Origin of the sequence: Pararhodobacter oceanensis (assembly GCF_003076755.1) — a bacterium.
In the GTDB taxonomy this organism is placed as follows: domain Bacteria; phylum Pseudomonadota; class Alphaproteobacteria; order Rhodobacterales; family Rhodobacteraceae; genus Pararhodobacter; species Pararhodobacter oceanensis.
In genome coordinates this window covers 160,245-170,431 of sequence record NZ_QDKM01000007.1, presented here as the reverse complement: position 1 = coordinate 170,431, position 10,187 = coordinate 160,245, and the positions used below count along the sequence as shown (strand labels likewise).

Sequence of the window (10,187 nt, the reverse complement as noted above, 5' to 3'; positions counted from 1 at the left end):
GAAACATCCATGCCCCCGTATTTGGCTTTCAGCTTATAAAATGTGGAGGGGCTCAGGCCGTGGCGACGACACACTTCGGCTGTCGGCATGCCTGCTTCTTGCTCCTTAATCATCCCAATAATCTGCGCCTCAGTAAAACGGCTCTTTCGCATATGTTTGCTCCTTCATGGTTGAGCAAACTCTACATTAAAGTGAGGGATCTCGCGGGGGGCAGCGCAGTCCTGAGCCTAGACCAATCCGTTGCGCGGCAGCGGGTGGGTGCAGGCTTGCTCATGCATCCCGTCCAACCGCATGGACATCACGATGTCACTCTTTCGCAGACAGAGTGCTGCACCAACGCCGCCGACATCATCGATTGTCGCAAAAGTTACATACGATTGTCACGAAGTCGATACATCCGCGCAATATTCGGTCGGTGAATTTGTCAAACATGGGAAGAGTTATGAAACCGTTTGCTACATTGACTGCCGTGGCCGCGCTGATGCTGGCCGGTCCTGCGCAGGCCGAGTTTGCGCTCGATAGCCGCTTTGTCGACGCTGATGGCGACTTGATTGCCGACATCCCGACCGACGCGGCAGAGCTGTCCGACCCGGCAACGCTGATCTTCGCCTATACGCCGGTTGAAGACCCGGCCGTCTATGCCGAAGTTTGGCAGGGCTTCCTGGACCACATGGCAGAGGTCACCGGCCGCAATGTCCAATTCTTTCCAGTCCAATCGAACGCCGCGCAAATCGAAGCGATGCGCGCTGGCCGTCTGCACGTCGCCGGCTTTAACACGGGCTCGAACCCGCTGGCCGTGGCCTGTGCCGGTTTCCGGCCTTTCGCGATGATGGCGGCCGAGGATGGCTCTTTCGGGTATGAGATGGAAATCATCACCTACCCGGATTCGGGCATTGCAACCGTCGAAGATATCCGCGGCGGACAGATGGCTTTCACCGCCGAAACCTCGAACTCGGGCTTCAAAGCACCATCCGCGATCTTGTCAGCTGAATTCAACATGGCTGCGGACACGGATTTCGAGCCAGTGTTCTCGGGCGCGCATGACAACTCGATCCTCGGCGTTGCCAACCGCGACTATCCGGCCGCAGCGGTTGCCAATTCAGTCTTGGCGCGGATGTTTGAGCGCGATGTCATCACCCCTGAGCAGATCGTCTCGATCTACACGTCGCAGACTTTCCCGACCACCGGCTACGGCACCGCGCATAACCTGACGCCAGAACTTCAGGCCTCGATCCAGGACGCGTTCTTCACCTTTGACTGGACCGGCAGCGCGCTGCTGGAAGAGTTCGCCAACTCGGGGGAAAGCCAGTTCATCCCGATCACTTTCCAGAATGACTGGGCTGTGATCCGCACGATCGACGAAGCCAGCGGCGTGACCTACGCGTGTGAGTGACCGTCAATTTTGACCAAATGAGTTCGGGCGGCATCCTGTCGCCTGAGCTTTTTTAAGTGAGAACGCCAGATGTTGACCCTCGACGGTTTGTCCAAAACCTACAAGACCGGTGACACCGCCCTGTCGGACGTAACCCTCTCCGTGCCCAAGGGCCAGATCATCGGTTTGATCGGACCATCCGGTGCCGGTAAATCCACCTTGATCCGATGCATCAACCGTTTGGTCGAGCCAACCTCGGGCAAAATCATGCTGGGGGACGTCAATCTGGCGAGCCTCGGAAAATCTGACTTGCGGCAACAACGGCGGCGGATCGGCATGATCTTTCAGGAATACGCGCTGGTCGAACGGCTGACCGTCATGGAGAACGTCTTGTCCGGTCGGTTGGGCTATGTGCCGTTCTGGCGTAGTTTTCTGCGCCGGTTTCCCGCCACCGACATCCAGCGCGCCTATCAGTTGCTCGACCGTGTGGGGCTGATGGAACACGCCGACAAACGGGCTGATGCCTTGTCTGGCGGACAACGGCAGCGGGTCGGCATCGCCCGCGCACTGGCACAGGGCCCCGAATTGCTACTTGTTGACGAGCCAACAGCCAGCCTTGACCCGAAGACCAGCCGCCAGATCATGCGCCTGCTTACCGAGATCTGCTCTGAGCGCGGGTTGCCGGCGATCGTCAACATCCATGACGTGCCTCTTGCCCAGCAGTTCATGCAGCGGATCGTCGGCTTGCGCGCCGGCCGGGTGGTGTTTGACGGGCCGCCTGACATGCTGACGCGTGAGGCTCTTACCACGATCTACGGCGAAGAAGACTGGAACGCGATGCGTCAAGGCGACGAAGAACAGGCCGAGGCTGAGGCCGAGGCCCGCGGACGCTTGGCGGTGCTGGCCCAATGAGCACGCCGCTATATCCGACGCGCTGGCGCCGACCACCGCAAATCATCCACGACCGCCGCTGGCGGATTGCCTTGCAGATCGGCGTGGTCGTCTACTTATTCCTCGCCCTGGGCACGGTCGATGTAAACTGGGCCCGCGTCTATGCAGGATTGGAGCGCGGGCAGCGGTTTGTCATGGGGTTCCTGCAACCCGATTTCACCAGCCGCTGGCGCGACATCAGCCAGGGCTTGAGTGAAAGCCTGACGATGACGTTGACCTCGACGGTGGTCGGGGTTGCGATCTCGATTCCCATCGGCATCGGCGCCGCCCGCAACCTTGCGCCGCGCTGGGTTTACTATATCTGCCGCTCGATCATCGCCGTGAGCCGCGCCCTGCAAGAGATCATTATCGCGATCTTCTTCGTGGCGATGTTCGGCTTCGGCCCCTTCGCGGGTTTCTTGACGCTCTCCTTCGCTACAATCGGCTTTATTGCCAAATTACTGGCCGATGACATCGAGGAAATCGACGAATCCCAAGCCGAAGCGATACGCGCCACTGGTGCCTCGTGGTGGCAGGTGGTGAACTACGCCGTGCAGCCGCAAGTGATGCCGCGCCTGATCGGCCTGTCGGTCTATCGCCTCGACATCAATTTCCGCGAAAGCGCGGTGATCGGGATTGTCGGCGCCGGCGGCATCGGCGCCACCCTCAACACAGCAATCGACCGTTACGAATACGACAGCGCGGGCGCAATTTTGCTGATCATCATCGCCGTCGTCATGGTGACCGAATATGGCTCCAGCTACCTGCGGAAGTTCCTGCAATGACCGAAATCACAACGTATAAGCAGGTGTGGTCTTATCGCACCCCACGCGGCCGGTTGCTGGCTTGGGCGGGATGGCTGGCACTGGTGGCACTGTTTGTCTGGTGCTGGCAGATCATGACCGAACGCACGATCTGGGCGTTCGTTCAGGACGCACCGCGCCAAGCTGCCGACATCGGCAGTCGCATGCTGCCGCCGCGCTGGCCCTATCTTTCCGAGCTCTGGGCCCCGCTTTGGGACACGCTCAATATTGCCACGCTGGGCACCATCGGCGGCGTGTTCATGGCCGTCCCGGTGGCGTTTTTGGCGGCACGCAATACAACGCCGTCGGTGGCGATCCTGCGCCCGATCGCGCTGTTCATCATTGTCGCGTCCCGGTCGATCAACTCGTTGATCTGGGCGCTACTGCTGGTGGCGATTATCGGGCCGGGGCTGTTGGCCGGCATCATTGCCATCTCACTCCGGTCGATCGGGTTCATCGGCAAATTGCTGTATGAAGCAATCGAGGAAACCGACACCAAACAGATCGAAGCCGTCTCCGCGACAGGCGCCACTGGCCTGCAAGTCCTGAACTACGGGATCGTGCCGCAAATCATGCCGGCATTCTGGGGTATCACGGTATTCCGCTGGGATATCAACATCCGCGAAAGCACAATCCTCGGGCTGGTGGGGGCAGGGGGCTTGGGGCTTAAGCTGCAAGGTTCGCTCAACACATTGGCCTGGAGTCAAGTTTCGGTGATCTTGCTGTTGATCCTGGCGACTGTCGTGGTCAGCGAATGGATCTCGGCAAAGGTGCGCCACGCGCTCATCTGATGCGAGCCGCTGGATTTCGGGAAGCACCCGAGTTGTGCGGCAGCGCCGTCCAGCGGGGGAATGTCATGCTGGTTCAAATCGGTGAATGTCAGCATCTGCTCGATTACGTGAACGCCAATGACCAGCTGACCGCACTGCTGCAGCCAATCTCGCTTGCGAGTATCGGCGCAGGCATCTAAGTAAAAACTAGACGAGATCAATGCACTAGGGGCGTCCCAGCGGCGCCCCTAGATATTTGCGACGTATAGGTCACCGATCGTCTTCGAGAACCAGCAGAAACTGAAGCTGTAAGGCGTCTAGGAAGCTCGGGGCCTTTCATGCGGTCACCTTTGCGGACGCTCCGTAACTGCCTCACCATATGCGCCGATGCGGGGCCATCGCTGAAAATTTTCGTTGTGCGAGACTGGGCATGGTGAAACTGTCGGAAATGGATCATCGAACTCTCAACGCGGAGAGCTGCGAGACAGCTATGCATGCACCCCACCAACGGGCAGTGAAAGGCCTTTTAATCTGATGAGAAACTTTGGAATTATCGCTCTTATCACAGCAATGCTCGGCACCATCGCTGTGGCGCTCATGCTGTTCGGCGCGCGCTTGGGGCTGTGGTTGCCGATCACCGGCTTCGGGCTCTACCGGAACTATCTGACGCCACTCGGGGCTGTCATTGCTGGCCTCGGTCTGCTGGCGCTGATCGTTCACCTCCTGCGCAAGGAGACAGGCGGGAGTTTGGCGGGCGGTTTTGCGTTGCTTGTTGGGCTGGCCGCTCTGGCACCGATGATCGCAACGACGCTCAATCCGCCGCTGCGTGCGGCACCGATCCACGACATCACCACCGATACCGACAACCCGCCGGCCTTTGAATGGCTGGACGACACCCGCGCCGGTGCCACCAATACGCTGGCTTACGCCGGAGCAGATTTGGCCAGAGCCCAGGCCGAAGCCTATCCGGATATTGCCCCCATTGAGACAACGCAGCCCGCAGATGCCGCCTATCAGCGTGCCTTGGTGGTCGCGCAGGATATGGGCTGGGAGATCATCGGCGCAGATGCGTCCCGTCGCCGCTTTGAGGCGGTTGCGCATACATCTGTGTTCTATTTCGCGGATGATGTGGTTGTGGTGGTGACCGAAACCAACGCAGGCAGCCGCGTTGACATGCGCAGCGTATCACGCGTCGGTCGCAGCGATCAGGGCGTCAACGCCGCCCGTATTCGCGACTTCCAAGAACGGTTCGGCGCGTAACCGTCACCACTGCGGCCCCAGCTTGATTGTCTCGGCGCATAACCCGTTTTGGCGTGGCGTGAAGCGGCAGGTTCTCTTGCCTGCGCGCTTCACGTGGGCCCGAGAAAGCACAGAGCACGACGGGCAACCGAGAGGGTAGGGGCTTTGGCTTGCGGAGCCTCTCCTTGGAAACGCTCCGCAAGCCTGCCGGATCACACCCGAAGTAGGGGGGCTCAGACGGTCCGATACTTTAATGCCATCTCACGTCTGCAACCCATGATCTCTAGGAATTAGAAACCTCAGGGAGAGACAATTCCTTCAGATACCACTCCGTATACTTAAGCTGATAGGGCTCCATTGGCGACACCGGACCCGGTTCAAAATAGCGCGAACAGACGCCATTTGCCGCCAGTTCGATGATTTTCTTGTCCGCTTTCGAGGTGACATGCCAGAGCCAGGTTAATTCCTCGACGTTATAATCGCGGCCCTCGACAGCATCGGACTTTACCAGCCAGATCAGTTCCATTTCGGTTTCATCCACGCTTATTGGCGAGAACCGGTAAATGACCCCGTAATCGGGATAGCCAATAAAGAAACTGGTCCCGCCAATATGAACACTGGTGACCCCGCCGTCATAGGTCTCGAAACTTCCCATCAGCGGGGCGGCGGCGGCGCCTGTGCTCGTGCCCGAGACCGCGCCTTCTACCAGCGAATAGCGAAAGCAGCGGGCGGCTTCTTGACCGGTGTCAGAGCCCAGCCATTCGTCGTGCTCGGGGATGGCAATTCCCATGGCGCGGGCGCGGTCTTGCATCGCATCCGCCGCCAATTTATCCGCCTCTGGGCTGATACCGCTGGAGTGGACGACGGAATATTCGGGATGCGCGGGGCCGCAATGGTAGCATTCGACGTAATTCTCGACGGCCAGTTTCCAGTTGCCGGTAATCTTGTAGCTTTCGCGATGCGCAACCTTGGCGTCTCCCCAGCCATGAGGTCCGAAGGCCGAGGTGACAACGTCGCGCGCCTTTTGGAAGTCCAGCGGTTCGGATGCAAAACTGACAAACACCAGACCTTCCACCACCTCGAGGTTGAGCTTTTTAAGCCCATACTCCTTGCGGTCAAAATCGGCGGGCATTTCCCGTGCCGATCGCAGGTCACCGGTGTTGGAATAGCTCCAGGCATGATAGGGGCAGACAAACACCCGGCGGTTGCCACGTTCTTCCGAGCAGACTTTAGCACCGCGGTGGCGGCAGACATTAAGCAGGGCATTCACGCTGCCATCGCGGTCACGGGTCAATAGAATGGACTCTCCGCCCAGCTTAAACTGCTCGAAATCGCCGGGATTGGGAATAATGCTCTCGTGCCCGACGCAATGCCAGTGCCGACGAAACACCTGTTCCAGGTCAGCGGCAAAAATAGAGGGATCGGTGTAAAAACCTCCATCGAGGCCAAAGCCGGACTTATGGCGAGAGATGAGATCAGTCAGGCGCTGATTGGCGTCATTGCGCGTTTCTTGCGTCATAAACTGCGCTGCCGTGAGTTTGACATCGACGTTCATATTCACCCCTCCGAGGTCATGCGTTGGGACCACATTCACAGCAACTATGGCTGAAAAACAATATCTATTTTTTACCAAGATGTTGAAAGTGATTCACTCAAGGGTGCGTGGCCCCGGTTTCGCCGGAAAGCCGACAACTTGCTGAAAATACGCCCGTTTCGGCGCCCGCTCGCGAACAAGAGGCGCGGGACGGGCAAGACGCGGGGCGGCATGCGACTCTGTTGATCTGCAAGACCACATTCGCGGCGCAAGTTCCGGCCGGTCAGGCGTGCACAGGGTCCGCCGTGCGAGACAGAACAAAGGCGCAGAACGCAATAAACCCGCTGCCGATCACCATGAAGGTGATCCCGGCCGACCAGCTGCCATACCAGGCCACCGCCGCCGCCGCCAAGGGGGGCATCAAAAGCTGCCCGATCGCCGCGCCTTGCACCAATAGCCCGCTGACCGTGGCCAGAAAGGAGGGATGCGGAATGCGGTTCGGCGCTTCGGAAAACAGCGAGCTGGGCACCAATCCGGCAAAGCCGCAGAACCCCGCCGCCGCCACCATCCGCCACAGGCCCGACAGCTCGGGTGCAAAGACCAACCCGCCGCCCACGGCCATGCCCAGACAGCCAATCGGGATCAAGGTGCTATACCGCAGCCCGTAATTGTGCAGCCAGCCGGAGATCCCGTTGCCCAATGCGTTGAACAGCACAATGACCGCGCTGGCGGTCGCGGCCATCATCGGCGAAAACCCGTTGAGATCAACCAATAGCAGCGGCAGAAAACCCGCCAAAACCATGTAGTTACCGGCATAGACGGCAAAGGTTACCGACAGCAACAGCGGCCCCCGTCGCAGGGCGGTCTTGAGCGTTCTGGCAATCGCCGGCCGCGCGGCGGCGAGGCTGCTGCCATCGGAAATCCGCGCGCCAACCGAATACACCGGCAGCGCGGCCAGCAGCACCAGACCCGAGGCCACCCACCATAGAATCCGCCAATCAAAGTAATAAAGCAGCGGTGCCGAGAGCGCCATCATCAGCCCCGATCCGACCGGCATATACATCCCCCACAAGGCCAGCGACGCCTGACGTTGCGACTGCGAGGCGGCCTTCATGATCAACGGCGGGATGGATGTTGTGGTGAGGATAAAGCCAAACCCCTCGAACACACGGGTCACAAGCAGGATATTCCCGCTGCTCGCCAACGCGCCGGCAACACCCGCAAGGGCCGTCAGCACCATGCCAGCCATGGCTACGGGCAGATGGCCGAACCGGTCGGAAACCGTGCCCAGAAACACGGCGACACAGGCGGCAACGACACTGAAAATCGCGACAACCCAGCCCGATTGAACCAGCGACAAGCCAAGTTCGCTTTGCAAGACGGGTAGGGCGGCAGGCACCTTGCCCACATGCAACGCCACCGCGGCACCGGCGCCGATCAGGACGCTCACCTTCACCCATGATGTATCAGCTTGCCGCATAGGTCGCATCCCGTTGAACCTTGATCCATGAATTATCGGATCCGGTTCAGACCCGCCGCAATTATCTCCGAGTGGCACACCAAGGCCCATCGCCTCTGCCGCAACCGCCCTAAGACAGCGCGGCTCCGTGACACTCTCCAAGAGCATCGGATTTTCCACCGCAACTAGCAACTGTATCTGAGCGGTGATCCTTGCAGCCTCGGGATTGGCGCAATCTGCACAGGGCGCACAGGTTTGACCACGTTCACCAAAACACATGGCAGGCCTGCGAAAACATTGTAGCGAAAATCGCCAATGGCGTCTCTACGAACAGTTTTTTATGTATGCGTTCTGGCGCAACGATCAAAACCTCCAATGCTAACAAATAAGCTATTGATATGCAGGAATAAATATCCAATGGTGATTTTTGGTTTTGACACGATGGGAGGAAATCGAATGTCTCTTAGCACAGAAGAGAAAATGTTGATCGAGCAAAGGGTCTCGAATGACGCTAAATCACCGGTGATTGCCTATGTTTTATGGTTTTTCCTCGGCGGGCTTGGTGGACACCGTTTTTATCTCGGTCGGGTTGGCAGCGCCGTGATCATGCTGGCGCTTTTTGTTGTTGGAATTCTAACGCTTGGGCTTTTCATTGGCGTCGTGCCGCTGGGGATTGTTGGCATCTGGATTTTGGTCGATGCCTTTCTTATTCCGGGGATGGTTCAGTCCAGTAAGGATGAAATGCGGCGTCAGTTGGCGCAGAACGGCGCAGTCTGAACTCAGCGCGGATCAATTGCCGTTACCGGTCGCACGAATGTTGCGGCCGGGTTATTCCAGCATCGATAGGTCGTTTTTTATCAACCGCCTTTGATGTGCCGCAATACTGCGGAATTGCCCGACACAGATAACCTCTGTGTCTTCTCCGCTCCTACCCGCGCCTTGGCAATTTAATCCGGCAAATCCAGCGCCCCGAAACCCTCAGCCAACCCCGGCCGCCTTACCGCGGTTGCGGATATGGGTCGGGGGCATGTCGAACCATTTACGGCAGGCGCGGGAGAGGGCGGATTGTTCCGGGAAGCCCAGCAAGACCGACAATTGCGCCAGCGTGGCATTGGTTTCGGTCAGGTATTTCAGCGCCAGTTCCTTGCGGATGGTGTCTTTGATCTGTTGAAAACTGGTGCCCTCGGCAAGAAGCTGGCGGTGCAGGGTTCTGGGGTGGATGGCGAGGACGCGGGCCACATCATCACGATTGGCCTGCGGGGTGCCGATCAGCGGGCGCAGGGCGACGCGGACACGGTCGGACATACGCGGGACCGGGCGCAGGACCGGGTGCTGGACGTGGTGTGGGACGGGGTGCTGGAGGGGGGCGGGGAAATTCCGCTCAAGATGCTCTTTGATCATCTGGCTGACCTCGGGCACCGCATCCGCAATCGGCATATGCCATCCCGCAGCATCGCAATGCAGCGCCGCATGGGGCTGGTTTTCATAGACCGGCAGGCCAAAGAAATCCCGATACCGCCCGATCGCCCCGCCCAGAGAATGCGGCAGCGATACCGCCTTGATCTTCTTGCCGAAGGGATCGCGCTGCTGGCCGGCCTGAAAGCTGGTGCCAAGGGTCAGTTCCAGCGTCTGCCGCTGCAAGCCTTCGGCAATCCCGACGATGAGGAAATTGACCGACACCGTATCAGGGACCAGCAGGCCGGGCTCCTGCACCTCGATGCGAAAGGCGGTGCCCTGCACAAAGATGAACCGCGACACAATACTACAGGCCTCTGCCGGTGTGCTTGCGCTCTTCATCACCAGCCCGAGCACCCCGAGCTGGTCGTGATCCTGATGGCGGGCGATGCGCAGGCCGAGATCGGGGCATCGGGTCGCCCGACTGCTCGCCTCCAGCAGGCCGCAGACCGACTCCATCGGCAAGAGCGCATCGGCATCGTCGAGTAGCGCCGCGTCGATGGCGAATTGCGCCAGCAAAGGCGACGGCGACACGCCCAACTCGCGCATGACTTCCCGGTAGCCGGTGAGGGATGTGGCGCGGATCACATGGGTCATGTCCTTAAAAGACATATTTTTGTCCTAA

At 59.2% G+C, this 10,187-nt stretch carries 10 protein-coding genes; 6 read left to right on the top strand and 4 right to left on the bottom strand.

All coding sequences use genetic code 11. From position 1 onward, the window contains the following. Window positions 1–152 (bottom strand): transposase (locus DDE20_RS14985; RefSeq protein WP_133240358.1); only part of this gene is annotated, 152 nt, incomplete at its 3' end. 290 nt (window positions 153–442) lie between these two features. Between DDE20_RS14985 and phnD the strand changes: the two genes are divergently transcribed. The 5 genes from phnD to DDE20_RS14960 all read left to right on the top strand — a co-directional run bounded on the left by phnD (window position 443) and on the right by DDE20_RS14960 (window position 5,135). Next, on the top strand, window positions 443–1,393 hold the full coding sequence (phnD, locus tag DDE20_RS14980) for a phosphate/phosphite/phosphonate ABC transporter substrate-binding protein (RefSeq protein WP_116559324.1): 951 nt from the start codon (window positions 443–445) through the stop codon (window positions 1,391–1,393). A gap of 69 nt (window positions 1,394–1,462) precedes the next feature. After that, complete coding sequence (phnC, locus tag DDE20_RS14975) at window positions 1,463–2,284, top strand: phosphonate ABC transporter ATP-binding protein (protein ID WP_116559323.1); 822 nt, start codon at window positions 1,463–1,465, stop codon at window positions 2,282–2,284. Further along, the gene (phnE, locus tag DDE20_RS14970; RefSeq protein ID WP_116559322.1) at window positions 2,281–3,087 is read left to right on the top strand and encodes a phosphonate ABC transporter, permease protein PhnE; all 807 of its coding nucleotides are present in this window, start codon (window positions 2,281–2,283) and stop codon (window positions 3,085–3,087) included. The genes phnC and phnE (DDE20_RS14970) overlap by 4 nt, the downstream gene beginning before the upstream one ends. Beyond that, window positions 3,084–3,896 carry a phosphonate ABC transporter, permease protein PhnE gene (gene phnE, locus DDE20_RS14965; protein ID WP_116559321.1) on the top strand — a complete coding sequence of 271 codons (813 nt, stop codon included), beginning with the start codon at window positions 3,084–3,086 and terminating at the stop codon, window positions 3,894–3,896. The genes phnE (DDE20_RS14970) and phnE (DDE20_RS14965) overlap by 4 nt, the downstream gene beginning before the upstream one ends. Window positions 3,897–4,409: 513 nt before the next feature. Further along, entirely contained in the window at window positions 4,410–5,135 is a 726-nt protein-coding gene (locus DDE20_RS14960; protein WP_116559320.1) for a DUF1499 domain-containing protein, read from the top strand. A gap of 262 nt (window positions 5,136–5,397) precedes the next feature. Here the strand turns inward: DDE20_RS14960 and DDE20_RS14955 are convergent, their stop codons facing one another. Both DDE20_RS14955 and DDE20_RS14950 read right to left on the bottom strand, forming a co-directional pair. Next, window positions 5,398–6,669: an aromatic ring-hydroxylating oxygenase subunit alpha gene (locus DDE20_RS14955; RefSeq protein ID WP_205961683.1), complete on the bottom strand. Its 1,272-nt coding sequence runs from the start codon at window positions 6,667–6,669 to the stop codon at window positions 5,398–5,400. Between the two features lie 262 nt (window positions 6,670–6,931). Further along, window positions 6,932–8,128 (bottom strand): MFS transporter, encoded by a 1,197-nt coding sequence (locus DDE20_RS14950; RefSeq protein ID WP_165814533.1) that lies wholly within the window; start codon window positions 8,126–8,128, stop codon window positions 6,932–6,934. A 396-nt stretch (window positions 8,129–8,524) separates the two neighbouring features. Here DDE20_RS14950 and DDE20_RS14945 point away from each other — a divergent pair, with 396 nt between their 5' ends. Then, entirely contained in the window at window positions 8,525–8,884 is a 360-nt protein-coding gene (locus tag DDE20_RS14945; protein WP_240608102.1) for a TM2 domain-containing protein, read from the top strand. Window positions 8,885–9,085: 201 nt separating this feature from the next. On the opposite strand, the gene DDE20_RS14940 is transcribed toward DDE20_RS14945, so the two are convergent. Beyond that, window positions 9,086–10,174 (bottom strand): AraC family transcriptional regulator, encoded by a 1,089-nt coding sequence (locus DDE20_RS14940; protein ID WP_116559318.1) that lies wholly within the window; start codon window positions 10,172–10,174, stop codon window positions 9,086–9,088. Between the last annotated feature and the right edge of the window lie 13 nt (window positions 10,175–10,187).

What these genes read in the sequence shown, in the direction of transcription:
- DDE20_RS14950 (WP_165814533.1), bottom strand. Translation starts at nt 8,128, where the DNA reads ATGCGGCAAGCTGATACATCATGGGTGAAGGTGAGCGTCCTGATCGGC.
- DDE20_RS14960 (WP_116559320.1), top strand. Translation starts at nt 4,410, where the DNA reads ATGAGAAACTTTGGAATTATCGCTCTTATCACAGCAATGCTCGGCACC.
- phnD (WP_116559324.1), top strand. Translation starts at nt 443, where the DNA reads ATGAAACCGTTTGCTACATTGACTGCCGTGGCCGCGCTGATGCTGGCC.
- phnE (WP_116559321.1), top strand. Translation starts at nt 3,084, where the DNA reads ATGACCGAAATCACAACGTATAAGCAGGTGTGGTCTTATCGCACCCCA.
- phnE (WP_116559322.1), top strand. Translation starts at nt 2,281, where the DNA reads ATGAGCACGCCGCTATATCCGACGCGCTGGCGCCGACCACCGCAAATC.
- phnC (WP_116559323.1), top strand. Translation starts at nt 1,463, where the DNA reads ATGTTGACCCTCGACGGTTTGTCCAAAACCTACAAGACCGGTGACACC.
- DDE20_RS14940 (WP_116559318.1), bottom strand. Translation starts at nt 10,174, where the DNA reads ATGTCTTTTAAGGACATGACCCATGTGATCCGCGCCACATCCCTCACC.
- DDE20_RS14945 (WP_240608102.1), top strand. Translation starts at nt 8,525, where the DNA reads ATGGTGATTTTTGGTTTTGACACGATGGGAGGAAATCGAATGTCTCTT.
- DDE20_RS14955 (WP_205961683.1), bottom strand. Translation starts at nt 6,669, where the DNA reads ATGAACGTCGATGTCAAACTCACGGCAGCGCAGTTTATGACGCAAGAA.